General features: G+C 67.2%; 13 protein-coding genes and 1 pseudogene. 12 read left to right on the forward strand and 2 right to left on the reverse strand.

Annotation, left to right across the window (positions count from 1 at the left end; translation table 11 throughout):
* Positions 1-78: 78 nt before the first annotated feature.
* Together ABKA17_RS42585 and ABKA17_RS42590 are read left to right on the forward strand one after the other, a co-directional pair.
* Entirely contained in the window at positions 79-945 is an 867-nt protein-coding gene (locus ABKA17_RS42585; protein ID WP_353697783.1) for a helix-turn-helix transcriptional regulator, read from the forward strand.
* A gap of 215 nt (positions 946-1,160) precedes the next feature.
* On the forward strand, positions 1,161-1,484 hold the full coding sequence (locus ABKA17_RS42590; RefSeq protein ID WP_353697857.1) for a DUF6422 family protein: 324 nt from the start codon (positions 1,161-1,163) through the stop codon (positions 1,482-1,484).
* Positions 1,485-2,159: 675 nt separating this feature from the next.
* On the opposite strand, the gene ABKA17_RS42595 is transcribed toward ABKA17_RS42590, so the two are convergent.
* On the reverse strand, positions 2,160-4,064 hold the full coding sequence (locus tag ABKA17_RS42595) for a rhamnogalacturonan lyase (RefSeq protein WP_502994533.1): 1,905 nt from the start codon (positions 4,062-4,064) through the stop codon (positions 2,160-2,162).
* A gap of 684 nt (positions 4,065-4,748) precedes the next feature.
* Here ABKA17_RS42595 and ABKA17_RS42600 point away from each other — a divergent pair.
* The 10 genes from ABKA17_RS42600 to ABKA17_RS42650 all read left to right on the forward strand — a co-directional run bounded on the left by ABKA17_RS42600 (position 4,749) and on the right by ABKA17_RS42650 (position 18,763).
* Complete coding sequence (locus ABKA17_RS42600) at positions 4,749-5,807, forward strand: glycosyl hydrolase 53 family protein (protein ID WP_353697784.1); 1,059 nt, start codon at positions 4,749-4,751, stop codon at positions 5,805-5,807.
* Between the two features lie 111 nt (positions 5,808-5,918).
* The gene (locus ABKA17_RS42605) at positions 5,919-6,947 is read left to right on the forward strand and encodes a rhamnogalacturonan acetylesterase (RefSeq protein WP_353697785.1); all 1,029 of its coding nucleotides are present in this window, start codon (positions 5,919-5,921) and stop codon (positions 6,945-6,947) included.
* Between the two features lie 34 nt (positions 6,948-6,981).
* On the forward strand, positions 6,982-7,866 hold the full coding sequence (locus ABKA17_RS42610) for an SGNH/GDSL hydrolase family protein (protein ID WP_353697786.1): 885 nt from the start codon (positions 6,982-6,984) through the stop codon (positions 7,864-7,866).
* Between the two features lie 466 nt (positions 7,867-8,332).
* Positions 8,333-9,616: an ABC transporter substrate-binding protein gene (locus tag ABKA17_RS42615; protein ID WP_353697787.1), complete on the forward strand. Its 1,284-nt coding sequence runs from the start codon at positions 8,333-8,335 to the stop codon at positions 9,614-9,616.
* Positions 9,617-10,612, forward strand: a complete 996-nt coding sequence (locus ABKA17_RS42620; protein ID WP_353697788.1) for a carbohydrate ABC transporter permease — start codon at positions 9,617-9,619, stop codon at positions 10,610-10,612. It abuts the gene before it with no gap.
* Entirely contained in the window at positions 10,602-11,438 is an 837-nt protein-coding gene (locus ABKA17_RS42625) for a carbohydrate ABC transporter permease (protein ID WP_502994534.1), read from the forward strand. The genes ABKA17_RS42620 and ABKA17_RS42625 overlap by 11 nt, the downstream gene beginning before the upstream one ends.
* Before the next feature lie 118 nt (positions 11,439-11,556).
* Entirely contained in the window at positions 11,557-12,900 is a 1,344-nt protein-coding gene (locus tag ABKA17_RS42630; protein ID WP_353697789.1) for a right-handed parallel beta-helix repeat-containing protein, read from the forward strand.
* 4 nt (positions 12,901-12,904) lie between these two features.
* Positions 12,905-15,082 (forward strand): family 43 glycosylhydrolase, encoded by a 2,178-nt coding sequence (locus tag ABKA17_RS48020; RefSeq protein ID WP_502994535.1) that lies wholly within the window; start codon positions 12,905-12,907, stop codon positions 15,080-15,082.
* Between the two features lie 91 nt (positions 15,083-15,173).
* Positions 15,174-17,105, forward strand: a complete 1,932-nt coding sequence (locus ABKA17_RS42645; RefSeq protein ID WP_353697790.1) for a glycosyl hydrolase 53 family protein — start codon at positions 15,174-15,176, stop codon at positions 17,103-17,105.
* 347 nt (positions 17,106-17,452) lie between these two features.
* Entirely contained in the window at positions 17,453-18,763 is a 1,311-nt protein-coding gene (locus tag ABKA17_RS42650) for an RICIN domain-containing protein (protein ID WP_353697791.1), read from the forward strand.
* A gap of 478 nt (positions 18,764-19,241) precedes the next feature.
* Here the strand turns inward: ABKA17_RS42650 and ABKA17_RS48025 are convergent.
* A pseudogene (locus ABKA17_RS48025) lies at positions 19,242-20,237 on the reverse strand (IS630 family transposase).
* Between the last annotated feature and the right edge of the window lie 206 nt (positions 20,238-20,443).

Below are 20,443 nucleotides of genomic sequence, written 5' to 3' on the forward strand. Positions count from 1 at the left end.
CCGCCAACCAGTGCCGTCCCCGTCACTAGGACTGGCAGTACCCATGCTGGTCCTGGGTCGCGCGGCGAGAATGACCTCATGGCTTCCTCCCGCTCCGCTTTCGGGGCCCTCGTGCACGCCTGGCGAGACCGTCTCGCTCCGGCCGACGCCGGCTTCGCCGTGACGCACGGCCGTCGTGCCCCAGGACTGCGCCGCGAGGAGCTCGCGCAACTGGCCGGGCTTTCCGTCGACTACGTCCTCCGTCTGGAACAGGGACGCGCGCAGAACCCCTCGGCCCAGGTCGTCGGCGCCCTGGCACGGGCCCTTCAGCTCTCCCGCGTCGAGCGCGACCAGCTGTACCGAAGCGCCGGGCTCCTGCCGCCGCAGGACGGGACGGTCAGCACCCACGTGCCTGCGGGCATCCAGCGGCTCGCCGCGCGTCTGGGCGACGTCCCGGTCGGCGTGTTCAGCGCAGACTGGACCCTGGTGTGGTGGAACAGTATGTGGAGCGCCGTGTTCGGCGACGCTTCCGTCGTCCCGCCCGTCGAACGGAACCTCGCCCGTGCGCTGTTCGGCAACGGCGTTGCACACGCCTCGATGCTGCCCGTCCGATCCGAGCGCGGACCAGACACCTTCGAGGCGTCGATCGTTGCAGACCTCAAGGACGCGGTGTCTCGCTATCCCAGGGACGCCCAGCTCGATCGTCTCGTGCACGAACTGCGGGGCGTGTCCGACGCCTTCGCTCATCACTGGGCCGCTCAAGCGACCGCCGCTCAACACACCAGCGACCGCAAGACGATCCGACATCCGCAGATCGGCGACATCCAGCTCGACTGCGACGTCCTCATCGTCCCCGGCGCCGACCTGCGCATGGTCACCTACACGGCAGCGACCGGAAGCAGCGACGCGGGGAAATTGGACCTTCTTCGCGGAACACGTAGCCGTAGCGCCATCGCACTCCCCTGACCGGCGACTGCGGGGAGGCTAAGCAAGTCGTCCGGGGCGAAACCACACCAGGACTGCCACGAGGCCGTGCCGGTATGGCTGGTCGGGACGGGGAGCCGTCGGAGGGAAAGTGCCGGCATGCGGCAGCCGGCGTGCGCGTCGTGCGGGGAGCGTGCGGGGGGTTTGGTAGGACGGCAGTCTCGACAACTCTGAGGAGGCTGTAGGTGTCTGAGTCCATGCGGAACGCCAGGACCGACGAGCAGTCGCGGATGCTGACCGAGGCGGCCTTGCTGCTCGTGGACGCGCGGTGGAAGGCGGCGCAGCTGGTGCGCGAGTCGGGGGCGGAGCTGGGGGAGGAGGAGCGAGACTTCGTCGGAGATCTGTGCACGGCTAGTCGGCCGGAGCCGCCCACTCCTCACCGGTGCTGTTGCCCTCGCTATCGGGGCTCGGGTGGCGACGATAAGTGCCGGACTATGTTTCCCGATCCCTACACCGGTGGCTGGGGCGGGGAGCATCCGATGGTGCGGTGCGGGCACTTGAAGGTGGCGCACGGAATCTGACGCCACCTGCCGGAAGGCAGACGCCAGCGCTTGCGGGGGCATCAACAAGGCGCTGCCGCCTCGGGTGGTCTGCCGTGGCGGGACCTGTTGCACTCGCTTTTGCTTGTTTCAGCAGAGCCGGCCGACGGTGCCTTCGCGTTACTGATCTGCTCGCCGGGCCTCTGCGGTGGCGGGTGGCAGAAGGCGAGGTGGCGGTGGAGCCAGCGTAGGTAGACCTCGTATGGCTCGTGGCTTCGGGGCATCGCGCGCTGGCTGGTTGCGAACACGCCGTCGACGGAGCCGGATCCGGCGCGGCGGCAGGGGGTGTTGAAGGGGGGCGGAGGCCCCTATGGGGCTGGTAGGTGAAGTGTTCGTGGTGTCCGGCCCATCGGCGGCTGCTTGCGTGTTGCGCGAGGAAGATGCGGGTGGCGTCGGGGTCCGGTACAGGGGTGGTGAGGACGAATGTGGTCACCTTGATGGCACGGTTCCTGACTGCGGCAATGGCGTCTGCGAGGACGCTGCGGCGCAGGTCGGCCAGCCGGGCGTGCTGTGGTCGGCCGGAAGCGGAGTTGTCGGGTTTCAGCCACGGGCCGCTCGGGGGAGGGCGAACCGGCACCGGTTTGATCCCGTCGCTGGGTGGGATACGTGCCCTGATGCTTGAACTCGCTCAAGCATCAGGGAAGTTGGCTGTCCAGCTCAAAGGCTGTTCGGCAGCGAGACGGTGGGGCGGGGCGGGTTCGGCATGTTGCCGCCGATGAAGAAGCTGGGGTGCGGGGGCTGGTTGTAGGCGGTGTTCTGCCAGGCCAGGGCCGTGCGGTACTGGGTGTCGTGGAGGAGGGTCGTGATCCGCGTATTCGTCTGGTACGGCGTGGAGTAGATCCGCAGGGCCGTGTTGTCGGATGTCGGCCAGATGACCTCCTCGCGCCAGTCGCCGAGAAGGTCGCCGGACAAGGACGGCGTGGACTTGGTGCCGTTGTTGGCGCGGACTCCGGAGCCGGTGAGCAGGCGGGTGTCGCCGGAGGTGCCGTACTTGTCGATGTGCGTGCCGTCGAGGAGTTCGCGTGTGGTGTCGCCGTCCCACCACGTCAGGAAGTTGCTGGACCCGGGCTTGCGACTGGCGACCACCGCGCCCTTGGGGTTGCGGACGCCACTCACGAGCGACGACCACGACTCGGCACCCGCGCTGCCGGACCAGATGTCACCGGACACCCCACGGCCGTTGTCGCCGCCGCCCGGGGTGGACCAGAGGATCTGGCCGGTTCTGGCGTCCGCCATCCAGGAGGACGGCTTGGAGCTGTCCTCGTCGACCTTGAACTCCTCCAGACCCGGCCGGGACGGGTCGAGGTCACCCACGTGCATGGCGTCCCCGTGGCCGTTCCGCGTCGTCCACAGGCCGTTGCCGTTGTCGTCGACGGCCATCGCGCCGTAGACGACCTCGTCCTTGCCGTCCCCGTCCACATCCGCGACCGACAACTGGTGGTTGCCCTGGCCGGCATAGCCGCTGTTGGCGTTGGAGTCGAAAGTCCATCGGCGGGTGAACTGCCCGTTCCGCCAGTCCCAGGCCGCGATCACCGTGCGGGTGTAGTAGCCACGAGCCATGATCACCGAGGGTCGGGAACCGTCCAGGTAGGCCGTGCCTGCCAGGAACCGGTCCACGCGGTTGCCGTAGGAATCCCCCCAGGACGACACCGTGCCTCGGCCTGGGACGTAGTCGACAGACTGCATCGCCTTGCCCGTCTGCCCGTTGAACATCGTCAGGTACTCGGGGCCGGACAGCACGTATCCCGAGGAGTTGCGGTGATCGGCCGAGGAACTGCCAATGACCGCGCCGGTTCCGTCCTTCGTGCCGTCGGCGGTCTTCATGGCGACCTCGGCCTTGCCGTCGCCGTCGTAGTCGTAGACCTGGAACTGTGTGTAGTGCGCGCCGGAGCGGATATTGCGGCCCAGGTCGACACGCCACAGGCGAGTGCCGTCGAGCTTGATCCCGTCGAGGATCGTGTTGCCGGTGTAGCCGGACTGAGAATTGTCCTTGGCGTTCGTCGGCTGCCACTTCAGAACGAAGTCCAGGGCGCCGTCGCCGTCGAGGTCGCCGACGGAGGCGTCGTTGGCCTCGTAGGTGTACGGCGAGTTGCCCGGTGAAGTGCCCCCGGGCGGCGGGGAGATGGGCACGTCCCTGTACCCGGTGCGGAACTGGAGCGCGCGCTCGGACGGTGCCTGCTCGATGCCGTTCACCACCGCGCGCACCGTGTAGTCCGCCGAGTCCGCGGCGCCGGCGTCCAAGTAGTTCGTCGACGTGGTCAGGGGCGAGGAGTTGAGTCTGGTGCCGCCACGATAGACGTTGAAGGCCACGTCGTTCGGGTCAGTGGCCAGCCACCGCCACGCCACCAGGTTCCCGCTGCCGGTGTGGACGCTGGTCAGGCCCCGGTCGAGGCGTTCCACCTGCCGCGTAGTCGCGGCGTGCGCGGTCTGCGCCAGTCCGGTGAGTGCGCAGAGGGCCAGTGCGGCGGCGGCCGCCGGGCCGCCGAACAGCCGATTGCTGGACCGGCATTGGATTCGCCATGGGTGCGATGCGGTGCGCGGATGCCGGTGCGGGTCGGTCACTATGACCTCCGATGTGGGGTTGGCCTGAAGATCGCAGAGATGGCGGTCTGACCACAGATCTGGGAACGCTCCCATTCGCTGCGAGGGTAGAAATTCGCCCATAGTCCGTCAAGTATTCTGTTGGCCTTTTTTGTTCGAGCGTGTTCGGATGCGAGCCCGCGAGGTGTCGCGTGCACAGCCTCGCCCCGTCGCTGAAGTCCTCCTAGAGGGACCCTTGAGCTGCAGTTACTTTCCATCGTTTCAGTCTGCTCACGACCGCGGAGTGGTGGGCTCCCATCCACAGGATCACACTGCTTCTCCCAAGAATTGGTGAGCAATGGTTGACAGCTTCGTGTCCGATCGAGAAGCTGCGTGATGCACCTCAAGTTCGTTGTGATGCGATTGTGTACTTCCGTCGCAAACACCCCTGTGATCGCTCACAGATCCGACCTGGAGGAGCGTCCCTGGCACGCCGAGGCCGCCCCCTTCGACTCGACACGCGCCGCTCATCAGCACTCCTGTCGTAGTTGTTGCCGCACAGAGGGAGGCGCATCGGCTGGATCGCTCCACGGCCCCCACCAACTCCGCGAGTCTGAGGGCCAGTTGCTCCACCCATCCCCCCGCTCCTCGGAATCTCTTTCTCGCCGCCCTCTCTCCGCCGATCGCGACGGCTCACTCGCGGCCGACGGAAGGAAAGGACCGACCATGTCCCCGCAACCCCCCACACCAGTTGCCGGACGCATCAGCCGACGAACCCTGCTCAAGGCCACCACCGCCACCGCCGGAGCGGTCGCCACTGCCGTCGCGTTAGCCGAACTCGAGACACCTGCCGAGGCCGCGGCGAGCTTCGTCAAGGGCGTCGACATCAGCTGGGCACCTCAGATGGAGGCGCGCGGCTACTCCTGGAAGAACGCCGGCGGCCAGACCCAGGACCTGCTGACCATCCTCAAGGGATACGGCATCACAGCGGTCCGGCTGCGCACGTTCGTCAACCCTTCCAACGACCCGGCCAACGGGCACTGTGCCATCAACGAGGTCGCCGCCTTCGCCAAGCGGGTCAAGGCCGCCGGCATGTCGATCATGCTCGACTACATGTTCGGCGACACCTGGAATTCCGTCGGTGTGCAGAACCCGCCCGCGGCCTGGCGGAGCATGACCTACGGCCAGATGCTCACCGCGATGAGCACGTACGTGAACCAGACCATGACCGTCATGAGGAACAACGACGTGCTGCCCACCTGGGTGCAGATCGGCAACGAGATCAACAGCGGGATCTGCCGCCCGGTCGGCGGCGTCTCCAACGGGGCGCAGATGACAGGGCTGCTCAACGCGGCGTACACGCAGGTCAAGGCGGTGTCCCCGAACTCGGTGGTGTGTATCCATCTGGCCCAGCCGCAGAAGTACGACGTGTTGACGACGTTCTTCAGCCGCTTCGCCGCGAGCGGCGGCAAGTGGGACATGTCGGTGTTCTCGTCCTACGGCAGCGCCGACCTCGCCCCCGGGATCGTGGCGAACATGAAGAGGATCTCCGACGCCTACGGCAAACCGTTCCTGCAAAGCGAGTTCGGTGGCCGGGTGGACCGGGTCTCCGCCACCCAGGCCTCGTTGGTCGCCTACATCAAGGCGCTCAAGGCCAACGGCGGACAGGGAATCTTCTACTGGGAGCCGGAGTGCATGTCCCCGTTCACCGGCTACAACATGGGCGCCTGGGACTCCTCCGGTAAACGGCCCACCGCGATCATGAACGGCTTCACCCAGGCCTGAGCGACGGGCCATGGACCTCAACCCGGGCAACTCTCCGGTCAAGGACTGGGATTGGTGATTGTAATGGGCATGACATTGGATCTAGAAGGGCACGGGGTCAGGCTGGGAGCAGTGGGTCTGCTGACCCTAGCGACGCTGGTCGGCACCGGTGCGGCGCATGCGGATGCGACCACGCGGGCACTGCCGGCCGGTTGTTCCGGCACTGCGCCGATCAAGTGTCACTATGCGCTCTCCCCCGGCAACTACGACGTGACGGTCTCCGTCGGTGGTACCACCGCCGCCGAAACCGACATGTGGGTGGAGGCGCGGCGCCTGATGCTTCCGGCGACGAAGACGGTGGCCGGTGCCACCGCAACGTACTCGTTCACGGTCAACGTGCGGCAGCCGGAAGGGCAGCCAACCGGCCAGGGCGGCACAGGAAACCCCGGTCTGGACATCCGGTTCGCGGGGTCCAGCCCGCAGGTGTCCGCCGTCTCCGTGAGAGAGGCGGCCCAGCCGCTGGTCGCCTACCTGGCCGGTGACTCGACCGTGTGCGACCAGCCCGTGGCCCCGTACACGGGATGGGGTCAGATGATCACGCCGGCTGTGGGGCCCGGAGCGTCGGTCGCCAACTACGCCGACTCGGGGGAGAGTTCGGGCAGCTTCTTGAGGAATTCGGCGCTCTTCCCGGCGCTGTTGTCGAAGGTCAAGGCAAACGACGCGGTGTTCATCCAGTTCGGCCACAACGACAAGCAGACCAGCGCGTCGGCCTTCCGGAGCAACCTCACCTCCATGATCACGCAGGTCCGTGCCAAGGGCGGCGTCCCGGTCCTGGTGACCCCGCCGGTCCGTCGGCTGTTCGACGGCAGTCGGCTCACGTCGACGGCCCTGCACGTCAACGGCGTCGGTGTGAACCTGCCCGCCGAGATGCGCTCGGTCGGGACGGCCCAGAGGGTTCCGGTGATCGATCTGACCGCCAGGAGCAAGGCGCTCGTCGAGTCCCTCGGCCCCTCCGCCTCAGCGCAGCTCTTCCTGCGCTCCTCCGTTGACGGTGTCACGGACAACACCCACTTCTCGCAGTACGGCGCGAGCCAGATGGGCGGGCTGGTGCTCCAGAGCATCCGCGAGCAGCGCCTGTCCTTGGCCGCATATCTGCGCTGACCGCCCCCCGGCGCCAGTCCCAAGGAGGGACCCGTTGAGGAACTTACGGATTCTCATCACGACCGCGCTCATGATCGCCTTGTCGAGCTTCGGTGTCAGCGCCGCTTCCGCGGCGGACCCCGTCGCCACGAACTGCACCAGCGCCTCCCATGCCCAGGCCCAGGCGGCCCCGGTCCCTGCCGCACGGACGGCCGCCGCACCGGTCACCGTATGGCTGGCCGGCGACTCCACCATGGCCAACCCGAGCTCCGGCGGGTGCCCGGTCGGCTGGGGCAGCCAGTTCGACGCCCTGTTCAACAGGGACGTGACTGTCAAGAACCAGGCGGTCGGAGGCCGCAGCATCCAGACCTGGCTGTACGAAGGGAACGTGAGCAGCACCAAGGGCTCGGACGGTGAGTGCCGCCTCACGTCCACCACGTACTCGTCCCGCTGGCAGGCGATGCTGAACTCGACCACCGGAATGAAGGCCGGTGACTACCTGTTCATCCAGTTCGGCATCAACGACTCCTCCTCGACCTGCCCGCGGCACGTCGGCCCGGCCCGGTACCAACAGCTGATGACCACGATGGCTCAGGCCGCCCTGGCCCGGGGCGCGCACCCGGTGCTGCTCACCCCGGTGGCCGCCATCACCTGCTCCGGCGGCACAGCGACCAAGAACCGCGGCTTCGTGGGCGAGACGTTCGCCGCCGGATCCGCCACCAGGGCGCCCGTCATCGACCTGCAGACGCTCAGTGTCTCGCTCTACAACAGCCTGCGCTTCTGCCCGAACATCGGCGACTACGGAGGCAGCGGCCCCCTGGGCACCTTCTTCTGCAACGACCACACACACTTCGACACCTACGGCGCCCAGCGGGTCGCGGGGCTCGTCGCCGGTGACGTTCGCCGCCAGAACCTCCCGCTCGCCGCGTATCTCAGGTAGCACGCGGCGGTGGGCGCGAACCGGGGCCGGTCGGTTCGCGGGTGCCCTCAACGACGGCGGTGCAGCACACCGAGGACGCCGTCGTACCCGCCTGAACCTGACGGCGGCGTACGGAAGCGGCTTGGCTCCGGCCGGGCCGCGGCGTGCGACGAAGAAGGAGGCCGGGGCGACGGTGCGATCGGGCACACGCGAGACGCCCGCCAGTTCGCCGCTTCGGGCCTGGGCTGCCTCAGGTACGACTGGTGCTCGCCCAAGGCCATCATCGGCGACCGCAGGGGCCGCGTCCGCGTAGATCACCGGAATTGGTCCGCACCGGCGTTCGTGGGCAGCGTGTCGGCGGCGGTGCTGAGCCTCCTCGAACATGCCGCCCCCCGTTCAACCAGAGCAGCAGTTCGCGATGTCTGTGGGGCCACCGCCTGAGCGATCAGGGGGTGAGCCGCTCGCTCGGAAGGTGGTACACGCGTTCATGGCAGTGTCACGAAGACGGTTTCTGACGCTCGGCGCCGGAGCGGCGGCCGGAGGGTTCGGGTCGGCCGGCTGCGGGTCGCAGCGCTCGCTCGGCAACCCGGATGAGATCACGCTGTGGACCTGGGACCGGTCGGTGAGCGACGAACTGATCACCCGGGCGGAGACGAAGGGCATCCCCGGGGCTCAGGGCTTCAGACTCAGCCGCACCAACATCGGTGGTCACTTCAACACCAAGGTGCGTACCGCGCTCGCCGGCAAGTCCCTGGTGCCGGACATCATCGGCATCAACTCCGACGTGGCCACCTACTTCCCCAACCAGGACGTGTTCGTCGACCTCAACGACTTCGGCGCGGCCGGGCTGAAGAGCCGGTACCTGGACTGGAAGTGGAACGAGTGCGTCACGCCCGAGGGCCGGATGATCGCGTTCCCCATGGACACCGGCCCCACCGGGCTCTTCTACCGCGCCGACCTGCTTCAGGAAGCCGGCATCACCACCGACCCGAAGGAGCTCGCCGCCCGTGCCCCGGACTGGGACGGCTTCATCGCCCTGGGCAAGGAACTGCGGAAGTCCCAGGAGCGCGCGGTGATCTGCCCCAACATCCGCCACGTCTGGAGCATCCGGCTGGGCCAGCTGGGCCGCAAGTTCATGACCGAGGACGGCCGGTACATCGGCGACCGGGACGAACTGCGCGAGGCATTCGAACTGGCCTACCAGATCGGCAGGGACGGCTTGTCGGCCGGCGCCCCGGAGGGCTCCCCCGACCTGTACGGAGTGATCACCAGCGGCCGCCAGCCGGTCGGTATCGGCGCGGTGTGGTGGGGCCTCGCCTTCCCGGAGTCGGCCGCGCCGAAGACCGGGGGCAAGTGGCGGGTGGCCGACCCGCCCGGCGGCTCCGGCAACGTCGGCGGGTCCTTCCTGGCGATCACCAAGTACTCCAAGAACCCCGAAGCGGCCTACAAGTTCATCACCTGGCTGCAGTCGCCGGAGAACCAGGTCAAGGCGTTCACGGAGATGTCGCTGTTCCCGTCCGCCCCGCGCTCCTTCACCAGGCCGGAGATGCGTGAGCCCCGTCCCTTCTACGGCGGACAGCGCACCATCGAGGTGTTCGGACCGTCGGCGCGGCAGGTCAGGACCGTCTACAAGAGCCCGTACGACCGCGTGATGGACCCCGTCTTCGCCGCCGAACTCACCAACGTGGAATCCGGCAAGAACGTCGACACGGCCTGGAGGGACGCCCAGAACACCATCGAGCGCGAACTCACCCGCGAGGGGGCGATCTGAATGCGCCTCGCCGATGCGCCGCGCGGGAGGATCGCCACGCCGCAACCGGACGGGTCCCGACCGCTGCCCGGCTGGCGCCGCTACTGGCCGATGTACACAGCGGTCTCCCCGTTCTTCATCCTCTTCGCCGTATTCGGCGTCTTCCCGGTCGGCTTCTCCATCTACCTGTCGTTCATGTCATGGGACGGCATCGGAGAGACGCGGCCGATCGGCTGGGAGAACTACGCGTACCTGGTGACCGACTCCGACTTCTGGCAGTCGATCGGCAACACCCTGGTCATCTGGATCCTGTCCACCGTCCCGATGGTCTTCCTGGCGCTGGTCATCGCGTACGCCCTGCACACCACGGTGCGGTTCAAGGCGTTCTACCGGGTGGCCTACTTCGTCCCGAACGTCACCTCGATCGTGGCGATGACCCTGGTGCTCGGCTCCGTCTTCAGCGACAGCTCCGGGCTGCTCAACAGCGCGCTGCGGGCGATCAACTCCGGCGAGGTCGGCTGGCTGTCCGACCCGTGGGCGATGAAGGCCTCCGTGGCGGTGATCACCATCTGGCGGTGGGTCGGCTACAACGCCATCATCTGCCTGGCCGGCCTGCAGGCCATCTCCAGCGACGTGTTCGAGGCCGCCAAGGTCGACGGCGCCGACAATCGCCAGACCTTCTTCCGGATCACCATCCCGATGCTCCGCCCGGTGATCCTGTTCGTCGCCGTAACCTCCACCATCGGCGGGCTGCAACTGTTCACCGAGCCGCAGGTGCTGTTCCCGGTGGACGACAACGGGAACGTCGGAGGGCCCGGCGGCGAGGCCACCACCATCGTGCTCTACCTGTACCAACAGGCGTTCGTCTTCAACCGGTTCGGCTACGGCGCTGCCGTCGGCTGGGCGCTGTTCCTCCTGATCGCGGTGTTCTCCGTCATCAACTGGCGGCTGATCGGCGGTCGGGACGAGGACACGATCGGCACCGGCAAGCGGAAGGGGGAGTCCCGTGCGCGCTGAGACCGCCGCCCGGTCACGGACCATCATGGGCCACGCCGTGCTCCTGCTGGGCGTGCTGGTCACGATCTTCCCGTTCTACTGGATGTTCGTGATGGCCTCGAACACCACCGGGGACATCTTCGCCTATCCGCCCAAGCTGATCCCGGGCTCCCACCTGTGGGAGAACATGAACAAGGTGTTCGACGGGATCGACTTCTGGGGGTCGATGGGCATCACCGTCGTGGCCGCCACATCCGTGACGTTCCTGGTGCTGCTTTTCGACTCGCTGGCCGCCTTCGCCTTCGCCAAATACGACTTCCCCGGGCGGAGGGTGCTGTTCTGGATCGTGCTGGCCACCTTCATGATTCCGATGCAGCTGGCGCTGGTGCCGCAGTTCGTCACCCTGGCCTGGCTCGGCTGGGTCGGCTCGCTCAAGGCGCTGATCATCCCCGGTGCGGCCAACGCGTTCGGCATCTTCTGGATGCGCCAGTACGCGCAGGGGGCGATCGCCGACGAGCTGATCCAGGCCTCGAGGGTCGACGGGGCCGGGTTCTTCCGGCAGTGGTGGACGGTAGGGCTGCCGGTGCTGCGCCCAGGGCTGGCCTTCCTGGGGATCTTCACCTTCTTCCACATCTGGAACGACTACCTGTGGCCGCTGATCGTGATGACCGACCCGGGCAAGGTGACACTGCAGGTGGCCGTGCAGCAACTGAACGGCGTCTACACCACCGACCAGTCGATGGTCATCGCCGGAGCGCTCATGTCCGTGATCCCGCTGATCGGGGTCTTCCTGATCGGCTCGCGCCACTTCATCGCCAACCTGGCCGCCGGCGCCATGAAGTTCTGAAGAAGCAACCGCTCGGTCCCACCCTTCGAAAAGCAGCTTTCGCACCTGCGCTGAGTTCTTCAGGCAGGCACGAACCCTACTGCCGCACGGGAAATCACCTACCCCGGGAGATGACGCAGTGAGAAACGCGAAATCCGCCGCCCTCTTGTTGTCGGCGGTCACGGTGTGCTCCGTCTCGATGGTCCCCGGCCCGGCGTCCGCGAGCGTTCCGGCGGCCGGCGACACCTACTACGTCGCCCCGAACGGAAATGACGGCGCAGCAGGCACGCAGGCCGCCCCGTGGGCATCGGTCGCTCGTGCGCAGACCGCCGCCAAAGCCGGTGACACCGTCTACTTCCGAGGCGGAACCTATGCCTACACCCGCGCCAACAGCGCCTGCTCGAGCCAGACCGCCAGAGTCGACGCGATCACCCTGAACAAGAGCGGCAGCTCGGGCAACCCGATCCGCTACTGGGCCCAACCGGGCGAGAAACCGGTCTTCGACTTCTCGCGCATGCGGGACGACTGCCGCATCAAGGGATTCGACGTCACCGGCAGCTGGATCCACCTCAAAGGACTGGAAGTCACCGGCGTTCCCCAGAACAACAACCGGAACGCCGAGTCCTGGGGGATCTGGGTGTTCGGCAGCGACAACGTCTTCGAGCAGATCAACACCCACCATCACATGGGGACAGGCCTGTTCATCAGCGGCGGGAGCGGCAACCTCGTTCTCAACTCGGACGCGCATGACAACTACGACCCGCGCAGCAATGACGGGCCCGGCGAGAACGCCGACGGCTTCGGCGCGCACTACACGCCGGCCGGCCGGTCCGCGAACGTATTCCGGGGGTGCCGCTCGTGGTGGAACGCCGATGACGGATTCGACCTCATCTCCACCTATTCGCCAGTGACCATCGAGAACTCGTGGGCCTGGCGCAACGGGTACGTGCCGGGGACGACGACGTCCGCCGGCAACGGGGCCGGCTTCAAGTCCGGCGGCTACGGGGGTGACTATGAGGCCAACGCGCCGAAACACACCGTTCGCTTCTCGGTGGCGTTCCTCAACAAGGCGGCCGGCTTCTACGCCAACCACCACCCGGTCGCCAACGACTTCTTCAACAACACCGGCTACGGAAACCGCCCCAACTTCAACATGCTGGGAATCGACTCGCGCGGTGCCGCCGTCGGGCGGGGCAACCTGCGCAACAACATCGCCTACACCGGGACGGCCACGTCGAACATGACGGGCACGAACGCGGCGTACAACTCCTGGAACCTCGGCGTCCCCCTGTCGGACTCCCAGTTCCGCAGCGTGTCGACGTCCGGCTGGGACGCGCCCCGTCAGAGTGACGGAAGCCTGCCCGCGCTGCCCCACCTCCGTCTCGCGGCGAACAGTGCGCTGATCGACAAGGGCACCGCCGTGGGACTGCCCTTCAGCGGAAGTGCGCCGGATCTCGGCGCCTTTGAGAACGACGGAAGGTGACCTCGTGAGGCACAGACCGCGTGTCGTCTCGAAGTACTGGAAGCCGGCCGCAGCCGCGTTGCTGTCCGTGGCGTTGGCGGCACCGCTGTCGGCGAACACCGCTGCGGCGGAAACGCATGCAGTGGGGGCACCGGCAACCGCTCCCTCACACCAGGGTGCCGCTGCTGCGCCGACAGTGCATCGCGGCCTCGAGTACCTGGTGTCCGACTACCAGACGCGCACTCCGACGAAGTACACGGCTGACTCCTGGAAGCCCTTCGCCAAGGCGTTGACCGCCGCGGCTGAGGTCGCGGACGACTCCTCGGCCACCGCGTCGGAGGTCGCCGACGCGAAGACGGCACTGATGACCGCCGCCGCCGATCTGAAGGCCGCTGACGAGGGCACGTTCCACACCATCACGAACAACACCTTCTGGAACGACACCAGCGGCAACCCCATCTACTCGCAGGGCGGCGGGGTCTTCAAGTTCGGCGACACGTATTACTGGTACGGCGTGCACTACACCGGCGCCGAGCTCTACCGTGCCAATCCGACGAAGAAGTACGACGGCAACGTCAGCTTCGTCTCGATCCCTGTGTACTCGTCGAAGGACCTGGTGAACTGGAAGTTCGAGAACAACGTCGCGACGCGCTCGACCAGGATCCAGAACGGGGCCACCCTCGGCCAGGCGGGATGGGTCGGACGGCTCGGGGTCGCGTACAACGAGAACACCGGCAAGTACGTGCTCGCCACCCAGGCATACGTCGGAGGCGGTCACGGGGTCCTGCTGCTACAGGGCGACTCGCCCACCGACACCTTCGACTACGGCTACTTCCAGACCCAGATCACCAACTCGCCCACGACCGGCACAGGGGATCAGACCGTCTTCACCGACGACAACGGCAAGGACTACCTGATCTTCTCCAACCGGGAAGGCCGGTCGCGCGGCTTCGTGGCCAAGTTCCGGGAGTCCGACTCGCTGCGGATCGAGCCGGCCGTGCAGATCCGCAGCGGCTCCGGTCGCGAGGGCAACGCCATGTTCAAGCTCGACGGCAAGTACTACCACGCGGCGTCGGACCTGCACGGCTGGAACACCTCTGTCAACTACGTCAATGAGTCGACCAGCAGCAACGTCCAGGGCTCCTACAGCAGCGAATACGTCCTTGCCGGCACCGAGATGGACTACAGCCACGTGACCCAGACCGGGTTCTTCGTGACGGTCAAGGGCACCAAGCAGAACACGGTGCTCTACGCCGGCGACCGCTGGGCCGACTTCGCCTGGAACGGCATCGGGTACAACCAGTGGGTGCCGATCACCAAGACCGGCGCACGGCCGCAGTTCCACTCGGTGAGCCAGTGGCAGTTCAACGCCACGACCGGGGAGTGGCGCGTCGGGCCGGCGAACAACTACATCCTCAACCCCGACATCCAGGCCGACCGCGTCATCGTCTCCAGCGTACGGGGATGGCGGAACCTCGGCGGTTCGGTGACCAACGTCAACGGTGGTGTGAACGGGTCTCGCTTCGCCCTCCAGGTGAGCAACAGCGGCGGCGTCGAGCAGCGGATCGAGTCGGTGCCCGCAGGCACCTACACCCTGTCCCTGCACGCTCGGGGCAGCGCCGGACAGGTCGTGATCACCGGCGCCAACGGCAGCCAACGCACCCTCGGCATCCCGTCGTCGAGCGGCTGGGCCAAGCGCGAGCTCACCGGCATCGAGCTGCCCGGTGGGGCCGCCACCGTCACCGTGCGGGCGTCGGGTTCGGGCAATGTCACCGTCGACCAGCTCTCACTCGTGAAGACCTCTGCCGACACACCAGCGCCTCAGGGGCGTTACGAGGCAGAGACCGCTCCGGCACAGTGCCAGGGCACGATCGACTCGAATCAAGCCGGCTATTCCGGCAGCGGGTTCTGCAACGGCACCGCCGATGTGGGTGCCTTCGCGCAGTTCACGGTGACCCCGCAGGCCTCGGGTTCGGCCACCGTGGGGATCCGGTTCGCCAATGGCAGCAGCGGTGCGAGGCCGGCGAACCTGGTCGTCAACGGATCATCGGTGGGGACGATTTCGTTCGAGCCCACCGGTGCGTGGACGACATGGACGACCAAGACGGTGACCGTCTCGCTCAACTCGGGCGGTAACACCATCCGGTTGGATCCCACCACGGCCGCCGGACTGCCCAACGTCGACTACCTCGATGTCGGCTGACTGACATCCCGTGCTCTGCCGGACTGTGCGACCCGGCAGAGCGTAGGGAACAACCCGTGCCGCTCGTACGTGACATCTTCAGGAGAAGGACATGAGCAGAACGCGTCTGCCCCGCGCCATCGCGGTCATGACGACGTTGGCCACCCTGGTGTCCGCGAACCTACTCATGGTGCCCGAGTCGGCCCACGCGACCTTCGGAACCGCGGACATCAAGCCGATCGAGAGCAACATCGCCGCCAAGGCCTGGGCCTCGGCGACAGCCGGCAGCGGCTCGTCGAGCGCCGGACTGGCCATCGACGGCGACCCGGCGACGTCCTGGTACCCCGGACAGGCCGGCGCCCGGCAGTGGCTCACCGTCGACCTCGGCGGAACCTACGACAACCTGCGCAAGGTCAAGGTGCTGTTCCCGGACCGTGGGGTGGCCTACCGGTACGTGGTCGAGGCTTCGTCCGACGGCCACCGGTGGAAGACCATCACCGACAGGTCCCACAACCGATCCGTGTCGCGAGGAGAAGTGCACCTGTTCACCCGGCCCGGAACGCGCTTCGTCCGGCTGAAGTTCACAGGAAAGCAGGACCACGCCCGGGCCGGGGTCAGCGAGCTCCAGGTCCTCAACTACCTACGCGACGACCTCACTCTGGGCGCCGACCTGTCCTGGATGGACGACGTCCAGGACCAGCAGTACTGGGTCGACCCGCTGGCCGAGCACCGCGGCGCCGGGCCACACCTGCTCGACGTGGTCAAGGATCGCGGCATGCAGCACACCCGGCTGCGGATATGGAACGAGCCGCGCAGCGAGAACACCGGTCAGCCGACGCCGATACCACGCCAGGGTCCGGAGCGCTCACTGGTCTCGGCGCAGCAGATCAAGAAGCGGGGCATGGGCCTGGGCATCGACTTCCACTACGCGGACTCATGGGCCGACCCGAGCAAGCAACCCAAACCCCGCGCCTGGGCCGAGTTGGAGTTCGCGGACCTGTCCGAGGCCGTGTACGACTTCACCGCCGACTATCTGAAGCGGTTGATCCGGCAGGGCACCACGCCGGAGAAGGTGGCCGTCGGCAACGAGATCATCAATGGCTTCATGTACGGCAGCGAGGCGGCCCTCATCGGCACCACGAATCCGCCCTACTTCGTCGACCAGGCCGACATCTACCAGTCCAAGCCCGGCGGCGGCCTGCTGTGGCGGTACTGGCGGTCGACCGACCCGGCGGAACAACAGCTCTACAACCAGGCGTGGGACCGGTTCACCACCCTGGCAGCGGCCGGGATCAAGGCCGTCCGCGACGCATCACCGACGTCCAAGGTCGAGATACACGTGATCGTCGACAAGGACAAGCTCGACAAGACCATGGAGTTCTGGCACCAGTTCCTCACACGTGTGAAGGCGAAGGGGCACAAACCCGATGTGCTGGCCATCTCGTACTACCCGGAGTGGCACGGTACGCCCGAGGCACTGGAGCGCAACCTGAACACCATGGCCACCACCCATCCCGGCTACGAGATCGACATCGCCGAAACCGCCTATCCCGCCTCGGGCGGCGACGGCTCGCCGCTGCCCAACTCGCCCTACCCGCGCACGATTCAGGGGCAGGCGGATGCCATCAGGAGGGTGTTCCAGGCCGCCAACGACGTGGTCGACAACAGAGGTTCGGGAGTGCTGGTCTGGGAGCCGGCCGGTTATCAGCCCATGTTCCGGGCCGTGCCCGGACTGGCGAACACGTGGGAGCCGCACGCGTCCATCAACGTCTTCAACGCCAGCCGCGCCAAGCACATCCTCCAGGACACGGTCTACACCGCCACCCCGGTGGGAGCCGCGCCGAAGCTGCCCTCCACCATCCGCATGCTCACCACCGCGGACGACACGACCACACGTGTGCCCGTGCGCTGGCAGCCGTTGCCACCTGGCGCGACCGACAAGCCGGGTGAGGTGACGGTGACCGGCAAGACCGCCAAGGGACCGGTCACGGTGGTCATCGACGTCATGCCCAGTCACGGCGAACACGACGTGACCACCTCATAGGCTGCTTCACCGACGTCGCACCGCCGAGACCACGACGGCACCGGCGACATCATCACCGCTTCACAGCAGTGCGCCGCTCATTCGGTGGCCGACGGCAGCAACTGCGGCAGTGCCTGGGAGAACCAGGCCGTGTTCTACCGGAACGCCCACACGCACCCCGACATCCAGTGCACCCGACCAACCGCACACCGCTCCTGCCGCCCCTCTCAGGTGGCAGGAGCACCGACACCCGCTGTTGCGCCATGCGCCCCGTCGACCTGTCGGCCTCTGTCGCCGACGGGGGCCCGGCACCGGCACCCAGCCGAACGTCAAACGTTCCGCCCATCCCCGCACCCAAGGAGTCATCCATGACGATGCGACGACGGACCTTCCTCAGCGTGAGCACGGCCGGAGCGACGGGCGTGGGCCTGTCCCTGCTCGGGGCAGGACAGGCACCCGCCGCCGCGCCACTGGACACCGCGCCGACCACGCCGTTCGCGGTCGGCGTGCGCCGGTACGACTGGACCCGTGGCAGCCGCCCCTGCACCACCTACGTCTACTATCCCGCCACCGGCACCCCCGGCGGCAGTCCGGTGACGAACGCCCCGGTCGCGGGAGGTGTCTTCCCCGTCTTCAACTTCACCCACGGCTACGGGAGCAGCCCGCAGAACTCACTGTTCATCATCCGGGCCCTGGCCTCGGCGGGCTTCGTCGTCCCCGCCCCGCACTTCAACCACAACTTCAACGACGTCAACAACGGCAACTCCTCCAAGGACGTCTCTCAGGTCCTCACCAACACCCTCGCGCTCAACGCGAGCGGACCGCTGGCCGGGCACATCAACACCGGCATCGGCGTCGGCGTCTCGGGCCACTCACTGGGCGGCATGGTCACCCACGGTCTGCTGACCTCTTGGCCCGACAGCCGGATCATCTCCGCCAACCCCCAGTCCTGCGTCGACATGGGCAACCCGTCCGGCTCAGTCTCGGCGAAGGTGCTGTTCGTCCACGGCGATCGGGACTCGACCACGCAGTACTCCTCGGCCCGGCAGGCGTACTCGGAGATCACCTGGCCCAAGGCGTTCCTCACCTTCGTCGGCGGCAGCCACACCAGTTTCTGGAGCGACCAGCGCTTCCCGAGGACCGTCGTCGACTGGGCCCGCTGGACCATGTACGGCGACACCGCCGCACGGGACCGTCTCCCGGCTGACGCGTCCGGGTCCAACACCAGGTGGGAAGCCCAGCTGGGCGACTCACCAGGCGGCCCGGGCCTCTACACCCTGCTGGCCCAGCACAGCGGCAAGGCCGCCGAGATCAACGGGGCCTCGACCGCCGTCGGCGCGCAGCTCGTCCAGCGGGCCACCAGCAGCCGTCCCAACCAGCAATTCGAGTTCGTCGAGGCCGGCGACGGCCACGTCCGCATCAAGGCACTGCACAGTGGTTTGTTCCTCCAGCCCACGGGCACCGCGACCGGAGGGGATGTCGTCCAACAGGCCGACACCGGCGCCACCAGCCAGCAGTGGCGCGTGGTCGACCACGGCAGTGGCGTGATCAGCCTCGTCAACCGGGAGTCCGGCCTGGCGATGGATGTCTGGGAGTACTCGACCGCCGACGGCGCCCGCGTCTCCCAGTGGACCTACACCGGCAACGCCAACCAGCGTTTCACCCGCCGCCGCGTCTGACCGGAACTCCGTGCAGCCCGGATGCGGTTCTCGTTCTCAGGCTTCTGGGCTGCGGAGATCCTCATGCAGACTCCTCGCTCATGCTGGTGCTGGCGGCGTCGATCTCCGCGACGACGCGGACGGCCCGGTCGAAGTCGGCTTGGAGCCGGGTGCGTTGGGTTTTGCGAGTGGTGTCGAGCTGGCCGATGAGATCTGCGTCTTGTCGGCAAGCTCGGCCCAGACAGGCCGGTGCTACATGCGCTTCGACAAGATCCCATGGCAGCGGCTCTTCGGTTCCGGCACGTCCGTGATGATCCCGCACGTCGTGATCGACGAGATCAACAAGACGTTGTACGAGACGAACGACAACGGCGTCCGGAAGCGGGCACGCGGCGTCCCGCGCTTTTTTTTGGGGCAGACCTGGCCCGGATGGAGGCCGAGGGCTACGCGTTGGTGCACGACGACAGCCGGACCCGGATCCCCGCGGGGGAGTGTAAATCTACTGATCTTTTCGGGTTGCCTCCGGGTGGTCTGGTGTGAGGGCCAGTCCGGTTTCGCTGAGGCAGCCGTCGATGAGTTCGGGATGGCGCTGGATGTGGGCGAGGCGCCAGCGGAGGCTGCGGGTGAGGCGGTCGGGGGCGGTGAATGCGGTGTTGGCCTTCGGCCCGCGCCGCAACAGCGACCAGATGTCTTTCACCGGGTTCAAGTCCGGGCTGTAGGAGGGAAGTTGGATGACGGTGAGCCATTCGTGGTCGGCGATTGATGTCGCAGACGACGACGATCGGGGTGCCGGGCTGTAGGTGCGCGCGGACCAGCAGGTCGCGGTAGTCCTGCCAGGCGAAACTCTTGCGTGCGCCTTTCAGGAGCGAATGGAAGCGGGGCGGGTAGATCAGCCGGGACCTCTCACCGGGCCGGTGGCAGCACAGTGCGGTGACCGAGACCCGTCGCCGGGACCGCCCCCGCACTGTGATCACGGGAGTCTGTCCGCGCCGGCCCCACGTGCGGGCGCGTGGCGGCGTCACCGCGAACCGGGCCTCGTCCTCCAAGGCGACCCAGACGTTGAGCGCCGTCGCGGTCATTCCACCTGCGGCCACACGTCCTTCTTCCACAGCGCGAGCGCGTGTTCGTCACGTTCCAGCGCGCGTCGGGCCGGGCTCTGCCAGGACCAGCCGTGGCGGTGCAGGAGCCGCCATACTCCCGCGATGGAGCAGTCGATCCGGAACTGGCGGCCGATGAGAGTTCTGACGCGTTCCAGCGTCCACCGCTCGTCCGACAGTTTCGGCAGGTTCGCCGGTCCCCTGGACTTCAGCCCCTCCATGCCGCCTTCACGCCAGTTGCGGCGCCATTGCTCCACCGAACGTTCGCTCACCCGCAGGTCTTTGGCGATGTCAGAGGTCCTGTCACCTCGTGCGAATCTCTGCCCGGCGTCCAGCCGGATCCTTTCACGCGCAGCCCGCCGCTCAGCCGTCAGGCCCCCGCCGTCCGCGTACCGCATAGCACCGGCATACCGCAGGGAACACCCAACGTCACCATCCGAAGGCAACCCGAAAAGATCAGTAGCGACGCTCCATACGGCCAAGAAGGCCGCGGTGCCCTGTGCGAACGAGTTCGGTGACCACCCGCACACGAGTAGGTGGCCCGCTCTCGTCCGTAGCGCCCTGACCGGGAAACGGTGACGGTCGTGCGAGGCACTTGACGCTG

Origin of the sequence: Streptomyces sp. RG80 (assembly GCF_040446465.1) — a bacterium.
Taxonomy (GTDB): Bacteria; Actinomycetota; Actinomycetes; order Streptomycetales; family Streptomycetaceae; genus Streptomyces.